Below are 19,052 nucleotides of genomic sequence, written 5' to 3' on the forward strand. Positions count from 1 at the left end.
ATGACCTACGAAGTCTACATCCACGTGCCGTTCTGCCTTCGCCGCTGTGGGTACTGTGATTTCAACACGTACACCGCACGCGACCTCGGAGCGGGCGCCTCGCGCGGCAACTACGCGAACATGGTCATTCGTGAGATGGAGCTGACGCGTGAATGGCAGCTCGCGCACGGTATCGAGGAGCCGCCGGCGGACACCGTGTTCTTCGGCGGCGGCACACCTACCATCCTCTCCGCGGATGATCTCGTGGCCATGCTGGACGCCGTCCGCCGCATCTGGGGCGTCGTGCCGGACGCGGAAATCACCACCGAGGCTAATCCGGACACCGTCAACGAGTATTACATCAACCGTCTCGCCGAGGGCGGCTTCACGCGTATCTCCTTCGGCATGCAGTCCGCCGTGCCGCATGTGCTGAAGACCCTCGACCGTACGCACACGCCGGCGAACGTGGCGGCTGGTGTACACGCGGCGGACAAAGCCGGCTTGCGTTCCAGCGTCGACCTCATCTACGGCGCACCGGGGGAGAGCCTCGATGATTGGCGCACGTCGGTGTGTACGGCCATCGATCTCGGCGTCAACCACATCTCCGCCTATGCATTGACCGTCGAACCGACCACCAAGATGGGACGTCAAATCGCCGCCGGCACACTGCCCAAGCCCGATGACGACGACGAGGCCGCGAAATACGAGATCGCCGACGAATTGTTAACCGCTGCTGGACTTGAATGGTATGAGGTATCCAACTGGGCGAAACCCGGCTACGAGAGCCGGCATAACCTCGGCTACTGGCGCAACGTCGACTGGGCCGGACTCGGCCCCGGCGCGCACTCGCACTACAACGCCGTGGCCGACCACCCCCAGTCACCTGCGGTGACAGCCCCCGCCAGCGGGGGCGGCTCCGATACGACTTCCGAGAGCGGCCATGACCGTGCCCAAACCGGCGGCTCCGATACGACCTTCGCGAGCGGGCATGACCTTGCCCCCGCTGGCGGGGGCTGTCCGACGGATGTCGGACTGGGGGTGGCTCCTTCCGGAACCGACGCGACACACGCCCTGCGTGCATGGGACATCGCCCATCCGCGCATGTGGGCCACCGCCATCAACGAGAGCCATGTCCCGTGGGGCGGCAGCGAGGGGATCACCGCGGGGGAGAACCTCGAGGAGCTCATCATGCTCGGACTGCGCATCCGCGAAGGCCTCGACCTGTCCCGCATCAACCGTGCCATCGCCGCCGCACACGAGTCGGATGGTTCCACACACCTGCGTCCCATCGACGCCTCGCAACTGCGGCCGTTGGCCGAGGAAGGCCTCATCGTCATCGAGACCGATAGCGAAGGCCGCGTCCGCGTCGTCCCCACGCGCAGGGGCCGCCTCCTCAACGACGCGGTCATCGAACGCGTCTTCGACCTCGCCGGCGTATGAACCCCAGAAACGAAACCGTACGAAGCAACACCATGCCCTATCTTGAACCTACCTCGTTAAGCGACCGCCGTCGCGCGCTCATCTTCGTCAACATATTGCTCTCGTGCATCGCCACGACCATCATGGCCACGGCGCTCACCACGGCCCTGCCTCCCATCGTGGCCGATCTGGACATCTCCATGCAGACGGGCCAATGGCTCACCAGCGGCTATTCGCTCGCCATGGGCATCGTCATGCCGCTGACCGCGTTCCTCATCACGCGGTTCCCGACCAAACCGCTGTATCTCGTCGGCTCCGTGCTGTTCATCGTCGGCTCGCTGATCTGCGTGGCACCGGTGCCGTTCGCCGTCATCATGGCCGGCCGCATCGTGCAGGCGTGCGGCAACGGACTGCTCATGTCGATGGCGCAGGTCGTGCTCATGACCATCTACCCGGACAATCGCGGCACGGTCATGGGCTGGTACGGGCTCGCCGTCGGCGTCACGCCGGTGATCGCACCCACGCTGTCCGGTCTGATGGTCGACGCGTTCGGTTGGCGATCGATCTTCTATCTGGTGGTCGGCGTGATGGTGGTGTCGCTGGTCGCGGCGTGCTTCGTGTTCGGCAATGTGCTGAAGACGATGAAACGCTCCTTCGATATGATGTCGTTCGCGGTGAGCATCGTCGCGTTCGGCGGCGTGACGCTCGGTGTCGGCAACATCGGCTCCATGCCGTTCACGAGCATGGCGGTCCTGCCACCGTTGGCGCTCGGCGTCGCGGCATCCGTATGGTTCGTGATGCTGCAGCTGAAGCGCGAACGCCCGTTCCTCGACGTGCGCATCCTGCGCCGTCGCGGATTCGCATTGAGCGTGGTCGGCAGCATGCTGCTGTACTTCGCGATGATGGGATCGTCGGTGATGCTGCCGCTCTACGTGCAGACCATCAAAGGCGGTTCCGCGTCGATGGCCGGACTAGTGAGCCTGCCCGGCTCGCTCGCCATGGCCGTGATCAGCCCGATGGCCGGCCGCCTCTACGACCGGTTCGGCGTCAGGCGCCTGTTCCTCGTCGGCGGCGTCTGCCTGACCGCCAGCAACCTGTGCATGGGACTGCTGCCGTTGTCCGCGTCGATCTGGGTGGCCGCCACGATCAACGTGGCGCGCTCGCTGGCGATCGGCTGTCTGATGATGCCGTTGGTCACCTGGGGCACGAGCGCGGCGGGCGAGGGGCGTCTCGCCGACGCGAACGCGCTGCTCACCGCACTGCGCACCATCGCCGGGGCGATCGGCCAGGCCGTGTTCGTCGGGATGATGACCGCGCTGGCGGCATCCGCGCATGCCGGCGGCATGGGCATGGCCGCGGCCGACATGCACGGCCTGAACCTGACGTATCTGGCCATGGGCGCATGCGCCGTCCCACTGATCGTCATCCCACTCGTGTTCCTGCGCGGCGAGCGGAACGACTGACGGCGTGAATCTGCCGTGATAGGTATTACGCCGCAATGGTCGAACCGAAACGCGTCTGAGACGATAATGGTCATAGGTAAACCCGAAACGAATGGCGGCGACATCATGAGCGGACCATCACCTGCATCTGCATCATCGGCATCGGCGTCCGCATCACCGGACCACAGGCTGCTGGACTGGTCCAAGGAATTGCAGGCTCTGGCCCAAGCCGGATTGATGTATGGCGAGAGCCCGTTTGACCTTGAACGGTACGAGCGCATCCGCGCCATCGCGGTCGACATGCTCGCCATGCAGACCGATATGCCTGCCGCGCATATACGCGGACTGATCAACGCCGGATACCCGACGCCGAAGCTCGACACCCGGGCGGTGATTTTCAATGAGGACGGCTGTATCCTGCTCACGCATGAGAACGATGGGGGATGGTCGCTTCCCGGCGGCTGGGTCGATGTGGACCAGTCCGTACGGTCCAACACGATCAAGGAGGTCAAGGAGGAGACCGGGCTCGACGTGACCGCCGACCGGCTCATCGCGGTGCAGGATTGCGCCAACCACAACGGCCTGTCCTTCCCGTACGGGGTGATCAAGTTCTTCGCGCAGTGCACATGTGTCGGCGGGCGATTCGTGCCGAACATCGAGACGACGGAAACCGGCTACTTCGCCGAGGACCGGTTGCCCCAGCTCTCCACGACAAGGAACACCGTGGAACAGATCGCCATGTGCTTTACCGCCCACCGCGATCCCGATTGGACGACGCTGTTCGAGTGACCGGTGCGCCGGAATCCGCTATTCCACGCCGCCCAGCAGGGTGTGCGCGTAGACGTGCAGCTGCTCGCGGGTGAGCGTATGCCCGCGCAGATACGCCCAGTCGAGGACGAGCATCATCGTGTTCGCGTAATGGTCGGCGATCAGATCGGCCGGCAGGTCGGATCGGTCGCGGTCGATGCAGGTGCTCATGAGCTCACGCGCCTTCCGCTCGATGAACACGTGCAGGCTGGAGAACAGGGGGCCTTCGGGCGGATTGTGCTCCAGCACCGCCTGTAGCAGTCCGGCGTTGGCTTCCAGCAGGTCGGCCATCGCGTCGAGCGCCGTGTCCACGCGATGTTCCGGTTCCGATGACGCGAGATCGGAGAGATTCGCCTGATCGGACAACGCCGTCCAGCAGTAGTCGAGCAGGTCGTCGCGGTCCTCGAAATAGTTGTAGAACGTGGCGCGCGGATAGCCGGCCCGTTCGCACAGCGCGTTGACGCTGATTCCGGTGAACGGCTTCTCGGCGAGCAGGGCGGTCATCGCGTCGAAGAACGCGTCGAGCGTGCGCTGCGTGCCGCGCGTGAGTTTGGCGTTGAGATCCTTCTTCATGATCGTCCAGCATAGCCCATCGTCCACGATTTTGCAGTTGTCAAACTATATGGTAATTTAGACAACTGTAAAAACATGGACGTGTGGAAAGTTGGAATCATGATAAATGACACGATCGCTGCCGGCGCCAAGACGACGGCCATGACGCCGATCGCCGAACCGTTGACCCTGCCCTGCGGCGTGAGAGTGAAGAACCGGTTCTACAAATCCGCGATGAACGAGGCGCTCGCCGGCCGCGACTGCGCGCCCACCGAGGAACACGTGCGCCTCTACCGCACGTGGGCGAGGGGAGGGGCCGGAGTGCTCGTCACCGGCAACGTGATGGTCGATCGCACCCAGCTCGGCGAACCCGGCAACGTGGCAGTCGAGGACGAACGCGACCTGAACATGCTGCGCCGATGGGCCGCCGCCGGCACCGAGCATGGCGCGCACTGCTGGATGCAGATCAACCACCCCGGCCGCCAATCGCCCATCACCATCAACCCGCATCCGCTCGCGCCGAGCACCGGCGGAGTCGACGGCGAATACGGCAGGTTCTTCGCAGAACCGACGGAACTCACCCACGAACGGATCCGCGACATCATCCGCCGGTTCGCCGCCACGGCGCGCATCGCGAAGAAGGCGGGATTCACCGGCGTGGAGATCCACGCGGCGCACGGCTACCTCATCAACCAGTTCCTCTCACCGCTCGACAACCGGCGCGCCGACGAATACGGCGGCAGCCTCGAAAACCGCGCCCGGTTCCTGTTCGACGTGTTCGATGCGGTGCGCGAGGCGGTGGGCTCCGATTTCCCCGTGGCGGTCAAGCTCAATGCGCAGGACGGCGTACCGGGCGGCTTCGGCGAAGAGGAGTCCATCTGGGTCATGAAGCGGCTCGAAGCCCGCGGCGTCGACCTCATCGATGTCTCCGGCGGCACCTACGCGAAGCCGGTCATCCGGACCAACGGCGGCGCGGCCGAAGACCGTCGCCGCGGCGTCTACTTCACCGATTTCGCACGCCGCGTCAAAGGCGAACTGACCGTGCCGGTCGCCTTGACCGGCGGATTCCGCAACGCCGCCGACATGGAACGCGCGTTGGATGAAGGCATCACGCAGATGATCGGCATCGCCCGCCCCCTGGCGCTTGTGCCCGACCTGCCGAACCGCATCATCCGCGACCGGTGGGACGGCTCCGTCGAGCTGCCGCGCGTGACGACCGGCATCAAGCCGCTCGACAAGGCGTTCGTCGGCATCCTCGTCATCAGCTGGTTCGAACTGCAGATGAACCGCATCGCGCGGGGCGAGCGCCCCGACCTGCGCATCGGCGGTCTCAGGGCGCTCATGTTCGCCATGAGGCGGCATGGTCCCGCCTCCCTCGCCCCGCGCCGACGCAAAGGGCGGCAGTGAGTCGCTATTAACGTTCAAATAGTCCGCAAATAGAGCGCAGAGGAGTCATCGAATGGATATTGCCGTTGTCACCGGTGCATCATCGGGTCTTGGGAAGGCGTTTATTGAAGCGATCGTCGCGCGATATCGGAACCTCGATGAGATCTGGATCATCGCCAGACGTGAGCAACGGCTACGTGTGCTCGCCGAGCGGTACTGCAACCCGAAGACGCGCATCCGGGTCGTTCCGCTGGATCTGACCAAGACGGATGCCCATGAGCGGCTGATCGGACTGTTGAAGGATGAGCGGCCGGACATCCGCGTGCTCATCAACAACGCCGGCTACGAGCGTGAAGGATTGCTGCGCGAGATGAGGTCGGATGACATCCGTGCAATGATCGACCTCAACGTGACGGCCGTGACGATGATCAACCGCATCTGCCTGCCGTATATGCGCAACGGAAGCTTCGAGGTGATCACCGGATCGGTGTCGTCCTTCGCGCCGATTCCGTGGCAGACCGTGTACGCCGCGAGCAAGGCCTATGTCAGGTTCCTCGCCCGCGCGTTGCATGAGGAGGAGCGTACTCGCGGCGTGAACGTGATGCTGTTCAGTCCCGGCAACATGGATACCGAAATGAACGTGCGCGGCGCCGCCTCCGGCAAACTCGCCCGTCTGCCGTATCTCGACCTGCATCGGGAGACCGGGAAGGTGTTGGCGAAGGCGGAACGCGGCTGCGCCGAGTACACGCCGTTGGTGTTCTACAAGCTGTACCGTCTGTTCGCCAAACTGGCACCCTCCGCGCTCGCCGTCCGCGTCGACAGTTTCGAAACGGGTGGGGCCGGTGGCGGATCCACCCGTTGATCCGCGCCGCTCCGCCGTATCCTTGCCACGGTCTCACCACAGGATGTCGATCGGGGCGGTGCTTTTGTTGATCTCGATGATGCGGCAGATCTCCTCCGGCGTCTCCCGGCACCCGCGGCGGATCCACAGCCAGATGATCGAGGAGACCGCGGAGACGAGGATTTCCATCGCATAGTCCGCCGGGATGCCGTTGTAGGCCGACTGCGGGTCGGCGCCGAGCCGTTGCGCCTGCGTGACGATCAGCTGCTTCAACACCTTCTTCAGCTTGTCGTAGAGCTGCATGTCGTTGCCGGAGCGGGAGATCGCGTTGAAGAACGCGTAGTCGTCGCGCACGTAGCGCAACGCGGCGGAGATTGATTCCGTTCGGAACGCGTCGCAGATCGCCCTGCCGGCGGTATGCGACACGGTGCGTGTGTCGGCGTCCGCGCCGTCGGCGATCGTGTCGTCGACGAGGATGGCCGTCAGGTCGGCGATCGTGTCGTCGATGAGCTGTTGGCGCAGGTCGAACTTGTCGAGATAGTGCATGTAGAACGTGCCGCGGTTGATGCCGGCCGTGCGGGCGATGTCGCTCACCGTCATCGCGTCGAATCCCTTCGACTGCACGAGCGTGGTGAACGCCGCCTTGATCTTCGCTTCCGTCTTCGTGTGGCGCTTGCCTGCCATGACCCCTCCCGTCCTCGTCGAACCTGATAAACGATTCTATCAACATGTTGTCGATATAGGGTGGTGAATCACCAATTTCCGCAGATGTGTCCAATCTGAACAGAATCACGGAAACAGTTCATTGACCGCCCTTCCCGTGCGTCCCTACCATCGTGGCAACACAATCAACACGTTGTTCATTCATGGTTCGCGGGCGGCGGCCTGCGGCTACCCCTCAGTCGGCTTCGCCGACAGCTCCCCTGACAAGGGGGGCTGAGGAAACACAGGGAAAGGAAGACCCGCCATGGCATACATCGAGATGGTGCACAGCTTCAAGCGGTACCACATGGGAGACACCACGATCACGGCCAACAACGACGTGAGCTTCGGCATCGAGAAAGGCGAGCTCGCCATCATCCTCGGCGCGTCCGGCGCCGGCAAATCGACGGTGCTCAACATCCTCGGCGGCATGGACACCAACTCAGAAGGCCAGGTGATCATCGACGGCAAGGACATCTCGAACTACACCGCGCACCAGCTCACCGACTATCGCCGCTACGACATCGGCTTCGTGTTCCAGTTCTACAACCTCGTCGCCAACCTCACCGCGCGCGAGAACGTGGAACTCGCATCCGAGATCGTGCGTGACGCGCAGGACCCGGTGCAGGCGCTCGTCGACGTCGGCCTCGAACACCGCATCGACAACTTCCCGGCGCAGCTCTCCGGCGGCGAACAGCAGCGCGTCGCCATCGCCCGCGCCGTCGCCAAGAACCCGAAGATCCTGCTGTGCGACGAACCGACCGGCGCGCTCGACTACAACACCGGCAAACAGGTCCTGAGGATCCTGCAGGACCAGAGCCGCGAGAAAGGCGCCACCGTCGTCATCGTCACCCACAACTCGGCCATCGCGCCGATCGCCGACCGCGTCATCCACATGCACGACGCCCGCGTCAAATCCATCGAGACCAACGCGCATCCGATGGACATCGAGGATCTGGAGTGGTGAGCATGGCAACCCTTTCCCGCACACACCGCAAGGGCCGCGCGACGCATCCGCGCAAACGGATGCTGTGGAGGGACATCCGCATCACCCTGCGCAGATCCAAAGGCCGGTTCCTCTCCATCGTGAGCCTCATGGCCCTCGGCTCGTTCGCGCTTGTCGGACTGTTCGTCACCGGACCCGACATGCGCATCACCGGCGCCGACTTCTATGACCGCCACACCCTCGCCGACGTCACCGTCGTCAGCGACTACGGACTGAGCCGCGACGACGAGAGGATCATCCGCGCGACCGACGGCGTCGCACAAGCCGAATTCGGCTACTTCAAAGACGTCGTCATCCGAGGCTCCGACCACAGCCTGCGCGTCACTTCGAAACCCGACAAGGTCTCCACCTACGAGGTGGTCGAAGGCCGCCTGCCTGAACACGCGGACGAGATCGCGCTCGACCGGGCGGAACGCGACGCATACGCGGTCGGCAGCACCATCAGGCTCACGGAACACCCCGACATCGCCGGCGACACCGTACTCAGGCGCGACAGCTTCACCGTCGTCGGATTCGTCGACGCCAGCGACACCGTCTCCAACCTCAACATGGGCCAATCCACCGCCGGAACCGGCGAACTCGACGGCTACGCGGTCGTCACCAAAACCGCATTCGACTCCGACGTGACGATGATCGGCCGTGTCACCTTCCGAGACACCCGCGGCGTCGACTACTGGACCGCCGACTACCGCGACCGGGTGAACACGCACAAGACCGCACTGGCCAAGCGGCTCGCCAACCAGCCCGACGCGCGCGCCGCCTCCATCCGCGAAAACCGGCGCGCGCAGATCGACAAGGCGCAACGCAAGGTCGACGACGCCAAGCAACAGCTCGCCGACACGCAGCAGCAACTCGACGACGCGAAAACCCAGATCGAGAACGGCAAGGACCAACTCGCCGACGGCACCATCCAAGCCGCCGACCAGGCGTCCTCCGCTGTGGCCGAACTCGCCGGCGCGACCGCCCAGATCGCCTCCGCCGACTCCCAGCTCGACGCCGCGCAGACCGCGCTCGCCGCCGGCGCGCAGCAGCTCGGCCAAGGCCAAGACAAGCTCGACGAGTCCTGGACCGGGCTGGTCCAGGCGAAAAGCCAACTCGACCAGGCGCGCACGCAGCTTGACGCCGCCAAGACCATGCTCGACAAGATAGGCGCGCTGCTCGCGCAATGGGAGTCGAGCGGCCTGACCGGCGGCGCGTACGACAGCGCCAAGGCGCAGTATGACAAGGCGCTCGACGCATACAACGACGCCGTCGCGCAATACAACACGAAACTCGCCGCATACAATGATGCGCTCACGCAATGGAACGACGCGGCATCACGGCTCGAACAAGGCTCGCAGGACTATCAGGACAACGCCGACGCCATCGCGGACGCGCGCGGCCAGCTCGCCGCCAAGCAAAGCGAACTCGGCACGGCCGTCTCCACGTTGGCTGGTAGCGGCTCCGACGGGACGGGGGCGGGGTCCGGTGTCTCCCAGCTCGTCGAAGGACAACGGCGGATCGAGAAGGCGCAGGACGAGTACGACGCGAAACTTGCCGAATTCAACGCCGCCAAACCCGCGGCCGAGAAGAAGATCGAGAAGGCCGAACACGACATCGCGCTCGCCCGCGAGAAGGTGGACACGCTCGAAGTGCCTGCCTACTCGATCGACGGGCGACGCGAAGGCCTGACCTCGAACGGATACCGCGTGTACGAGATCATCGCGAACATCGTGGAGAAGCTCGCAGTGATCTTCCCCGTGTTCCTCTACCTCGTGGCCGCGCTCGTCACCTTCACCACGATGGGCCGCATGGTCGACGAGGAACGCGTCAACTCCGGCACGCTCAAAGCGCTCGGCTACGGGAACGCGGACATCCTCAGGAAGTTCACCTGCTACGGGTTCCTCGCCTCCACGCTGGGCACGATCGTCGGCGTCATCGCCGGACACACGCTGCTGCCGCTCATCGTCGACCACGCCTACTCCGACGGGTTCACGATGCCGCGCATCGCATTGGCGTTCCACCCCGCCGTCACCGTGGCCGCGTTCCTGCTCGCATGGACGAGCGCCGTCGTGCCCGCGGCACTGGCCGCCATGCGCGAGCTGAGGGAGAAGCCTGCCGCGCTGCTCCTGCCCAAGCCTCCCGCCAAGGGCTCGAAGATCCTGCTCGAACGGTTCACGCCATTGTGGAACCGGCTGAGCTTCACCCGCAAGGTGACCGCGCGCAACCTGTTCCGCTACAAGTCCCGCGGGTTCATGACGATTCTCGGCGTGGCCGGCGCGGTCTCCCTGCTCACCGCCGGCCTCGGCGTGCAGGGATCGATCGGGCAGATCAGCGAACGCCAGTTCGACGAGATCGTCCACTACGACCTCATCGTCGCCGAGAAAAGCGACAACAACGACGAGCAGCGCGCATCCGTGAAACGGATGATGCAGCGCGACGCCGTCGCCTCCTCCACGCCGATCCGCTACGAGGAGGTCACGACGACCGGCGGCAGGCAGGGCGACAAACAGGACGTCACGATGATCGCCACCGACGACGCGTACAGCTTCGGCCGGTACCTGACGTTGCGCTCCCGCGCTGGCCACGAGCCGCAGGTGCTCACCGACCGGGGTGCCGTCGTCTCCGAACGCATGGCCTCGATGCTTGGCGTGAAGGAGGGCGACACGGTGACCGTCACCGACGCGGAAGGAGCACGGCGCACGGTGCGCGTGGCCGGCGTGACCGAGATGTACATCGGGCACTTCATGTTCATGTCGTCCGGCGGCTACGAGCACGTGTTCGGCGAGGATTGGCGGGCGAACGCGTACATGGTCCGGCTCAAGGATCCGAGCACCGCGAACGCCGGGCGCGTGGGCGCCTCGTTCATGAGAAACGACGGCGTCAGGGGAGTGGTGCAGAACATCACCGCGAAGAACCAGGTCGCCACGATCGTCGACTCGCTCGACCAGATCATGGAGGTGCTGATCCTCGTGGCCGCGCTCCTCGCCGTGGTGATCCTCTACAACCTCACCAACCTCAACGTGTCCGAACGTATCCGCGAACTGTCCACCGTCAAGGTGCTCGGGTTCCATTCGAACGAGACGACCATGTACATCTACAGGGAGACCATCGTGCTCTCCGCTATCGGCATCCTCGCCGGATACGGGATCGGCGTGGGACTCCACCGGTACATCATCACCGAAGTGCCTCCCGACGAGGTCATGTTCGACCCGGCGCTCGGGTGGCCGGCGTTCGTCGTGCCGGTCGTGGTGGTCGGCGTGGTGCTCGCCGCGCTCGGAATGGTCGTCTACCGCAGGCTCAGGGACGTGGACATGCTCGCCGCGCTCAAATCCGTGGAGTAGCCTCGGCGCCGGTGCGCCCCTATGTCCGGTTCGCCCCCTTAACTAGGGCGTTGTACATGAGAGGGAACACGGCGGAAGGAGACGCGGCATGGCGAGAAGCACGGGACATTCCCGTCCGGTGATCAAGGACGTGGCGCGTCTCGCCGGCGTCTCCGCGCCCACCGTCTCCCGTTACCTCAACGGCACCGTGAAGGTCTCCGAGGAGAAGCGTGCGCGCATCGCCAAGGCCATCGAGGAGCTCGGCTACGAGCCGAGCGTCGTCGCGCGCGCCCTGTCCAACCGGGAGATGGACACGGTGGTCGTGTTCGCCGCCAATCCGGAGGCGTTCTCCACCTCCGAGACCAACCACGGCGTCGAGAAGGCGGCGCGCGCCTGCCGGTTCCTCATGAACATCGTCTCCTTGGACGAATCCGACATGGACTCCGTCGAGGCGCGCGTCAGGATGGGCCTGTCCGTGCGCCCCGCCGGCGCCATCGTCTACCGGTACGACCGCGCCGGCATCAAGGCGCTCGACTACCTGCCGAAGGACCTGCCGCTGGTCGTCGTCGGCGGCGGATTCGGTGACGCCGATCGGCAGATCGTCAACGCGGAACGCGAGGCCGGACGATGGATGACCATGCACCTGCTTGACCTGGGGCACGAGACCGTCTTCCACGTGACCCGCCCGAAAGGCCCCACCGACAACACGCGCACCGACGGCTGGCGCGACGCGCTCGAGGAACGCGGCGCCGTGATTCACGAACCGATCGTCGTCTCCCGCGATCTGGAGGAGGCCGCCGCGGCAGGCCGCGCGCTGGGGGAGCGCGACGACGTGACCGCCGTCTTCGCCGGCGACGACGAGACCGCTGTCGCCGTGATCCGCGGACTGCGGGAGAAGGAGCGCCAGGTGCCGGACGACGTGAGCGTCGTCGGATTCGACGACCGCAACTTCGCCGCCATGTGGTCGCCCGCATTGACCAGCTACGGACAGAACTATCTCGAGATGGGTCGGCGCGCCTTCCGCATGCTCTACGAGCAGGTGAAGGCGCGGCGCGACGGCGTGGAGCCGCCGCCCGCCCGCGTCGACGTGGTCGAAGGCCAGCCCGCGCTCAGGGACTCCGAGATCGAATACGTACCCTGGCGTTGACACGCCGTCAACCGTCGCGGCGGGCCGTGCTGCGAAAACGGCTAAAATTGGGTATTGACTTTTTCCGCAACTCGGTATATGGACAGCGAAACGCGGAGGACATAGTGCAACGCTACGCTGTCAACAGCAACTGACCCAAGTGGCGCGTTTCCGCGCGCCCGCAACCAATTGAGGTGATTTCGGTGACATTCAAAGCCCCGCTTGATCTCACGGTCCACGCTCCGGATGGAATGTACGACCCCTCCAACGAGCATGACGCCTGCGGTGTGGGCATGGTCACCACGCTCAACAAGCGCCCCGAACACAAAATCGTCAAGGACGCCATCGAGGTGCTGGTCAACCTCGACCACCGCGGCGCGGTCGGCGCCGAGGAGAACACGGGCGACGGCGCCGGCATCCTGATGAGCATGCCGGACGAGTTCATGCGCGCCACCGTGCCCGCCGAACTGCCCGAAGCCGGCCACTACGCCGCCGGCATCGCGTTCCTCGACCGCGACATCGAGACCTCCGGCCAACAGGAGCAGGCCATCGCGAAGATCGCCCGCGAGGAAGGCCTCGAAGTCCTCGCCTGGCGCGTCGTGCCCACCAATCCGGACGGTCTCGGCCTGCAGGCGCTCGCCGCCATGCCGAGCTTCAAGACGCTCGTCCTCGCCGACCCGGAAGGCGGCCTCGCCGGCATCGAACTCGACCGCAAGACGTTCCGCATCCGCAAGCGCGTCGAACACGAGGTGGGCGTGTACTTCGCCTCCCTGTCCGCCCGCACCATCACGTACAAGGGCATGCTGACCACCATGCAGCTGACCCACTTCTTCCCGGATCTGGTCGACGAGCGCATGAAGGCCACCATCGCCATCGTCCACTCCCGCTTCTCCACGAACACGTTCCCGAGCTGGCCGCTCGCCCAGCCGTTCCGCCTGCTCGCCCACAACGGCGAGATCAACACCATCCAAGGCAATCGCAACTGGCTGTCCGCGCGCGAAGGCCGCCTGAGCTCCGAGCTGCTCGGCGAGTTCGAGCCGCTGCTGCCGATCACCACGCCCGGCTACTCCGACTCCGGCACCTTCGACGAATGCCTCGAACTGCTGCACCTCGCCGGCCGCTCCCTGCCGCACGCCATCTGCATGATGCTGCCGCCCGCCTGGGAGAAGAACGACGACCTCGACCCGGACCTCAAGGCGTTCTACGAGTACAACAACACGCTCATCGAGCCGTGGGACGGCCCGGCAGACATCGTCTTCACCGACGGCACCCAGGTGGGCGCGCTGCTCGACCGCAACGGCTTCCGCCCCGGCCGCTGGCAGCTCACCGATGACGGCTACCTCGTGCTCGCCTCCGAGGCGGGTGTCCTGCCCGAGACCGAGCAGGAGCACATCGTCGCCAAGGGTCGTCTCGAGCCCGGCAAGATGTTCCTGGTCGACACGGCCGAAGGCCGCATCATCCCGGACGAGGAGATCAAGAAGTCCCTCGCCGCCCAGCACCCGTACCGCAAGTGGGTCGAGGGCAATTCCGTGGAGATGAGCGACCTGCCCGCCCGCGAGCACGTCAACCACTCCGGCCAGTCCGTGCAGCGCCGCCAGCGCGCCTTCGGCTACACCGAGGAGGACCTCAAGATCGTCCTCACGCCGATGGCCAACACCGGCAAGGAGCCTCTCGGCTCCATGGGCAACGACACCCCGCTGCCCGCGCTCTCCAAGCGCCCGCGCATGCTCTTCGACTATTTCCACCAGAAGTTCGCGCAGGTGACCAACCCGCCGCTCGACTGGGAGCGCGAGGAGATCGTCACCTGCCTCGAATCCGCGATCGGCCCCGAGCCGAACCTGCTCGCCGATTCCGAGCTGCACGCGAAGAAGATCCTCATCCCGCTGCCCGTCATCGACTCCGACGAGATGGCGCAGCTCAAGCGTCTCGACAAGGCGCGCATCCTCGGCGGCTACTACCGTCCGTACGTCGTCAAGGGCCTCTACCAGGTGGCCGGCGGCGGCGAAGCCCTCCAGGAGCGCCTGGACGAGATCTTCGCCGAGATCGACGAGGCCATCGACAACGGCAGCAACTTCATCGTGCTGTCCGACCGTGACTCCAACCACACGTGGGGCCCGATCCCGTCGCTGCTGCTCACCTCCGCCGTGCAGCACCACCTGCTGCGTCGCCACACCCGCACGCAGATCTCCATGGCCGTCGAGGCCGGCGACGTGCGCGAGATCCATCACGTGGCGTTGCTCATCGCCTACGGCGCGGCCTGCGTGAACCCGTACCTCGCGTTCGAATCCGTCGAGAACCTGTCGCGCGAAGGCTACGTGAAGGTCGATCCGGCCACCGCAGTGAAGAACCTCACCAAGGCCCTGTCCATCGGCGTGCTCAAGATCATGGCGAAGATGGGCGTCTCCACCATCATGAGCTACCGCGGCGCCCAGCTGTTCGAGGCCGTGGGCCTGAGCCAGGACGTCGTCGACGAGTACTTCACCGGCACCACCACCCGCGTGGGCGGCGTCGGCCTCGACGAGATCGCCGAGGAGGTCGCCTCCCGCCACCGCGTCGCCTACCCGAACCAGTGGACCGCCTCGCCGCACCGCAACCTGCGCACGGGCGGCATCTACAAGTGGCGTCGCACCGGCGAGGACCATCTCAACGACCCGGAGGCCATCTTCCTGCTGCAGCAGTCCACCCAGCGCGGCGACTACGGCATGTTCAAGAAGTACACGCACCACATCGACGACACCTCGAACCGCCTGATGACCCTGCGTGGCCTGATGAAGTTCAACCACAACCGCAAGCCGATCGACATCTCCGAGGTCGAGCCGGCCAGCGAGATCGTCAAGCGCTTCTCCACCGGCGCGATGAGCTACGGCTCCATCTCCCAGGAGGCGCATGAGACGCTCGCCATCGCGATGAACAAGATCGGCGCGCGCTCCAACTCCGGCGAGGGCGGCGAGTCCGACGACCGCATCGAGGATCCGCTGCGCTACAGCCGCATCAAGCAGATCGCCTCCGCGCGCTTCGGCGTCACCTCCGACTACCTCGTGCACGCCACCGACCTGCAGATCAAGCTCGCCCAGGGCGCCAAGCCGGGCGAGGGCGGCCACCTGCCGGGCGCGAAGGTCCCGCCGTGGATTGCGACCGTGCGTCACGCGACGCCGGGCGTGGAGCTCATCTCCCCGCCGCCGCACCACGACATCTACTCCATCGAGGATCTCAAGCAGCTGATCAACGATGCGAAGATGGCGAACCCGAAGGCCCGCGTCCATGTCAAGCTCGTCTCCGAGTTCGGCGTCGGCACCATCGCCGCAGGCGTGGCCAAGTGCCATGCCGACGTGGTGCTCATCTCCGGCTACGACGGCGGCACCGGCGCGGCCCCGCTCAACGCGATCCGCCACGCGGGTACCCCGTGGGAGATCGGCCTGTCCGAGACGCAGCAGACGTTGATTCTCAACGGCCTGCGCTCCCGCATCGTCGTCCAGTGCGACGGCGAGCTCAAGACCGGCCGCGACGTCGTCATCGCCGCCCTGCTCGGCGCCGAGGAATTCGGCTTCGCGACCGCGGCGCTGATCGTCGAAGGCTGCGTCATGATGCGCGCCTGCCAGAAGAACACCTGCCCGCAGGGCATCGCCACCCAGGATCCGGAGCTGCGCGCCCGCTTCCGCGGCAAGCCCGAGCACGTGGTCAACTTCTTCATGTTCATCGCCGAGGAGGTGCGCGAGATTCTCGCCCAGCTCGGCTTCCGCACGCTCGAGGAGGCCGTCGGCCACGTCGAGTGCCTCGACCAGGACGAGGCCATCAAGCGCTGGAAGGCGGACGGCATCGACCTGACCAACGTGCTCAAGCAGGCGGGCCCGGTGCCCGGCACCATCCTGCACAACACCGAGCCGCAGAACCACGAGCTCGAGAAGGCGCTCGACAACCGTCTCATCGAACTCGCCCGGCCGGCGTTGGAGAAGAAGGAGCCGGTGCGCATCGACGTGCCGATCCGCAACGTCAACCGCACCGTCGGCACGATGGTCGGCTACGAGATCACCCGCCGCTACGGCGCCGCCGGCCTGCCCGACGACACCATCGACATGACCCTGCACGGCTCCGGCGGCCAGTCCATCGGCGCGTTCATCCCGCGCGGCGAGACCATCCGCGTGTACGGCGAGGTCAACGACTACGCCGGCAAGGGCCTGTCCGGCGGACGCCTCATCGTCCGCGCCGAGGACGGCGTCACCTTCGACCGCCACGAGAACGTGATCGCGGGCAACGTGACCGGCTTCGGCGCCACATCCGGCGAGATGTTCGTCGCGGGCCGCGCCGGCGAACGCTTCGCCGTGCGCAATTCCGGCGCGACCTTCGTGGTCGAGGGCGTCGGCGACCACGGCTGCGAGTACATGACCGGCGGCACCGTCGTCGTGCTCGGCCCCACCGGACGCAACTTCGGCGCCGGCTTCTCCGGCGGCAACACGTATGTGCTCGACCTCGACATGAAGCAGGTCAATCCGGAGGGCATCGAGTCCGGCGCGCTGCTGTTCGAGCCGCTCGACGCGGAGACCTCCGATCTCGTCCGCGCGCTCGTCAAGAAGCACGCCGAGGAGACCGGCTCCGAGTTCGCGGCCTCGCTGCTCGAGAACTGGGACGAGAACGCCAAGCGCTTCACGCACGTCGTGCCGAAGCACTTCATCGCCATGGAGAAGGCCATGGCCGACGCGGAAGCCGCACACATCGATTTCAATACGCCCGGCGCCTGGGAGCAGGTGTACGAGCACGTCATGGAAGGAGCGCGCTGAACATGGGCGACCCGAGAGGATTCCTGAAAGTCCGCACCCGCCGCGAGCTGGCCGAGCGTCCGGTCGAGCAGCGCATCAAGGACTGGTTCGACGTGCACGCCGAATCCGGTCTGCAGTCGTGGACCACCGAACAGGCGGCCCGCTGCATGGACTGCGGCACCCCGTTCTGCATGACCGGCTGCCCGCTCGGCAACCTCATCCCCGAGTGGAACGACCTGGTCCGTCAGGAGCAGTGGGAGGACGCCTACCAGCGTCTGAGCCTGACCAACAACTTCCCGGAAGTGACCGGCCGCATCTGCCCGGCGCTGTGCGAATCCGCCTGCGTGCTCGGCATCCACCAGCCGCCGACGATGATCAAGAACGACGAGTGCACGATCATCGACCAGGCATGGGATCTTGACTACGTCAAGCCGATGCCGCCGCAGCGACTCACCGACCAGACCGTCGCCGTCGTCGGCTCCGGCCCCGCCGGCCTCTCCGCCGCGCAGCAGCTCACGCGCGCCGGCCACACCGTCGTCGTCTACGAGAAGGACGACGCGCTCGGCGGCCTCATGCGCTACGGAATTCCGAACTTCAAGCTCGAGAAGACGCTGCTCGACCGCCGCGTCAAGCAGATGGAGGCCGAAGGCACCCGCTTCGAGACCGGCGTGGAGATCGGCAAGGACATCAGCTGGGACGACCTGCGCGATCGGTACGACGCGGTCGTCGTCGCCATCGGCTCCCGCGTGCCGCGCGACATGAAGATTCCCGGCCGCGAGCTCGACGGCATCCACTTCGCGATGGAGTTCCTGCCCGACGCGACCCGCCGCATTTACGGCGCGCCGCTCGAGCACGACATCACCGCCAAGGACAAGCACGTCATCGTCATCGGCGGCGGCGACACCGGCTCCGACTGCCTCGGCACGTCCATCCGACAGGGCGCGAAGGACGTCACCGTGCTGCAGATCATGCCGAAGGAGCCTTCGACACGACCCGACAACCAGCCGTGGCCGACGTTCGCCCGCCTCTACCAGAAGACCACGTCGATGGCCGAGGGCGGCGAGTACCTGTACTCCACGGATTCGGTGAACTTCATCGGCTCCGACGAGGAGCAGGAGCGTATCCACATCGAGAACTCCACCACCGCGGAAGGCTTCGTGGCGGACGAGCACGGCCACGTGACCGGCCTCAAGGTCGTATCCGTCGCGCCCGGCGAGAACGGCCCGTTCACCCGCCAGCCCGGCACCGAACGCGTGCTGCCCGCCGACCTGGTGCTCATCTCCGTGGGCTTCCTCCACCCGGACACCACGACCATCGTCGACCAGCTGCCCGTCGAACTCGACAAGCGCGGCAACATCGCCCGCGACGACAAGTTCGCCACCTCGCAGGACGGCGTGTTCGTGTGCGGCGACGCCGGCCGCGGCCAGAGCCTCGTCGTGTGGGCCATCGCCGAAGGCCGCTCCTGCGCGGCCGCCGTCGACGAATACCTGTCCAGCGAGCACACCAGCGAGCTGCCTGCACCGATCAAGGCGAGCACCAGGCCGATGATGCTGCCCCGCTGATTCCGGGACGCCAGCCGTCAGTCGATGTGATTGCCGGCATATGAGGGAATCCTGCGGTACTATCTACCGCAGGATTCTTTTCGTAACACCAAAGGAGCTTGCAGATGCCGAATCGAGCGGAACGTCGCGCCAAGGCCAAAGCCGACCGCAGGGGCAGGGGAATGCCTTCCCAGT

12 protein-coding genes are annotated in these 19,052 nt (G+C 65.6%); 10 read left to right on the plus strand and 2 right to left on the minus strand.

Going from position 1 to position 19,052, the window contains the following annotated elements; translation table 11 throughout:
• The 3 genes from hemW to BSTEL_RS01315 all read left to right on the plus strand — a co-directional run bounded on the left by hemW (position 1) and on the right by BSTEL_RS01315 (position 3,629).
• Positions 1 to 1,419, plus strand: a complete 1,419-nt coding sequence (gene hemW / locus BSTEL_RS01305; RefSeq protein WP_034526175.1) for a radical SAM family heme chaperone HemW — start codon at positions 1 to 3, stop codon at positions 1,417 to 1,419.
• Positions 1,420 to 1,451: 32 nt separating this feature from the next.
• A complete protein-coding gene (locus tag BSTEL_RS01310; RefSeq protein ID WP_034526177.1) occupies positions 1,452 to 2,861 on the plus strand; it encodes a DHA2 family efflux MFS transporter permease subunit in 1,410 nt (469 codons plus the stop codon).
• A 105-nt stretch (positions 2,862 to 2,966) separates the two neighbouring features.
• On the plus strand, positions 2,967 to 3,629 hold the full coding sequence (locus tag BSTEL_RS01315; protein WP_051922735.1) for an NUDIX hydrolase N-terminal domain-containing protein: 663 nt from the start codon (positions 2,967 to 2,969) through the stop codon (positions 3,627 to 3,629).
• A gap of 18 nt (positions 3,630 to 3,647) precedes the next feature.
• Here BSTEL_RS01315 and BSTEL_RS01320 read toward each other — a convergent pair whose 3' ends face one another.
• Positions 3,648 to 4,220, minus strand: a complete 573-nt coding sequence (locus BSTEL_RS01320; RefSeq protein WP_034526179.1) for a TetR/AcrR family transcriptional regulator — start codon at positions 4,218 to 4,220, stop codon at positions 3,648 to 3,650.
• Between the two features lie 99 nt (positions 4,221 to 4,319).
• Here BSTEL_RS01320 and BSTEL_RS01325 point away from each other — a divergent pair, with 99 nt between their 5' ends.
• Together BSTEL_RS01325 and BSTEL_RS01330 are read left to right on the plus strand one after the other, a co-directional pair.
• On the plus strand, positions 4,320 to 5,606 hold the full coding sequence (locus BSTEL_RS01325; protein ID WP_034526180.1) for an NADH:flavin oxidoreductase/NADH oxidase family protein: 1,287 nt from the start codon (positions 4,320 to 4,322) through the stop codon (positions 5,604 to 5,606).
• A gap of 52 nt (positions 5,607 to 5,658) precedes the next feature.
• Positions 5,659 to 6,447, plus strand: coding sequence for an SDR family NAD(P)-dependent oxidoreductase (locus BSTEL_RS01330; RefSeq protein ID WP_034526182.1), 789 nt, complete (start codon positions 5,659 to 5,661; stop codon positions 6,445 to 6,447).
• Between the two features lie 33 nt (positions 6,448 to 6,480).
• Here the strand turns inward: BSTEL_RS01330 and BSTEL_RS01335 are convergent, their stop codons facing one another.
• A complete protein-coding gene (locus BSTEL_RS01335; RefSeq protein WP_034526184.1) occupies positions 6,481 to 7,110 on the minus strand; it encodes a TetR/AcrR family transcriptional regulator in 630 nt (209 codons plus the stop codon).
• Between the two features lie 283 nt (positions 7,111 to 7,393).
• On the opposite strand from BSTEL_RS01335, the gene BSTEL_RS01340 reads away from it, so the two are divergent.
• The 5 genes from BSTEL_RS01340 to BSTEL_RS01360 all read left to right on the plus strand — a co-directional run bounded on the left by BSTEL_RS01340 (position 7,394) and on the right by BSTEL_RS01360 (position 18,878).
• Positions 7,394 to 8,095 (plus strand): ABC transporter ATP-binding protein, encoded by a 702-nt coding sequence (locus BSTEL_RS01340; RefSeq protein ID WP_034526185.1) that lies wholly within the window; start codon positions 7,394 to 7,396, stop codon positions 8,093 to 8,095.
• A 2-nt stretch (positions 8,096 to 8,097) separates the two neighbouring features.
• On the plus strand, positions 8,098 to 11,457 hold the full coding sequence (locus tag BSTEL_RS01345) for an ABC transporter permease (RefSeq protein WP_051922736.1): 3,360 nt from the start codon (positions 8,098 to 8,100) through the stop codon (positions 11,455 to 11,457).
• Positions 11,458 to 11,545: 88 nt separating this feature from the next.
• Positions 11,546 to 12,583 carry a LacI family DNA-binding transcriptional regulator gene (locus BSTEL_RS01350; protein ID WP_034526187.1) on the plus strand — a complete coding sequence of 346 codons (1,038 nt, stop codon included), beginning with the start codon at positions 11,546 to 11,548 and terminating at the stop codon, positions 12,581 to 12,583.
• Positions 12,584 to 12,765: 182 nt separating this feature from the next.
• Positions 12,766 to 17,337 carry a glutamate synthase large subunit gene (gene gltB / locus BSTEL_RS01355; RefSeq protein ID WP_034526189.1) on the plus strand — a complete coding sequence of 1,524 codons (4,572 nt, stop codon included), beginning with the start codon at positions 12,766 to 12,768 and terminating at the stop codon, positions 17,335 to 17,337.
• 2 nt (positions 17,338 to 17,339) lie between these two features.
• A complete protein-coding gene (locus BSTEL_RS01360) occupies positions 17,340 to 18,878 on the plus strand; it encodes a glutamate synthase subunit beta (RefSeq protein WP_034526191.1) in 1,539 nt (512 codons plus the stop codon).
• Positions 18,879 to 19,052: the final 174 nt, after the last annotated feature.

It is taken from the genome of Bifidobacterium stellenboschense (assembly GCF_000741785.1).
Taxonomy (GTDB): Bacteria; Actinomycetota; Actinomycetes; order Actinomycetales; family Bifidobacteriaceae; genus Bifidobacterium; species Bifidobacterium stellenboschense.

What these genes read in the sequence shown, in the direction of transcription:
- hemW (WP_034526175.1), top strand. Translation starts at nt 1, where the DNA reads ATGACCTACGAAGTCTACATCCACGTGCCGTTCTGCCTTCGCCGCTGT.
- BSTEL_RS01310 (WP_034526177.1), top strand. Translation starts at nt 1,452, where the DNA reads ATGCCCTATCTTGAACCTACCTCGTTAAGCGACCGCCGTCGCGCGCTC.
- BSTEL_RS01315 (WP_051922735.1), top strand. Translation starts at nt 2,967, where the DNA reads ATGAGCGGACCATCACCTGCATCTGCATCATCGGCATCGGCGTCCGCA.
- BSTEL_RS01320 (WP_034526179.1), bottom strand. Translation starts at nt 4,220, where the DNA reads ATGAAGAAGGATCTCAACGCCAAACTCACGCGCGGCACGCAGCGCACG.
- BSTEL_RS01325 (WP_034526180.1), top strand. Translation starts at nt 4,320, where the DNA reads ATGATAAATGACACGATCGCTGCCGGCGCCAAGACGACGGCCATGACG.
- BSTEL_RS01330 (WP_034526182.1), top strand. Translation starts at nt 5,659, where the DNA reads ATGGATATTGCCGTTGTCACCGGTGCATCATCGGGTCTTGGGAAGGCG.
- BSTEL_RS01335 (WP_034526184.1), bottom strand. Translation starts at nt 7,110, where the DNA reads ATGGCAGGCAAGCGCCACACGAAGACGGAAGCGAAGATCAAGGCGGCG.
- BSTEL_RS01340 (WP_034526185.1), top strand. Translation starts at nt 7,394, where the DNA reads ATGGCATACATCGAGATGGTGCACAGCTTCAAGCGGTACCACATGGGA.
- BSTEL_RS01345 (WP_051922736.1), top strand. Translation starts at nt 8,098, where the DNA reads ATGGCAACCCTTTCCCGCACACACCGCAAGGGCCGCGCGACGCATCCG.
- BSTEL_RS01350 (WP_034526187.1), top strand. Translation starts at nt 11,546, where the DNA reads ATGGCGAGAAGCACGGGACATTCCCGTCCGGTGATCAAGGACGTGGCG.
- BSTEL_RS01360 (WP_034526191.1), top strand. Translation starts at nt 17,340, where the DNA reads ATGGGCGACCCGAGAGGATTCCTGAAAGTCCGCACCCGCCGCGAGCTG.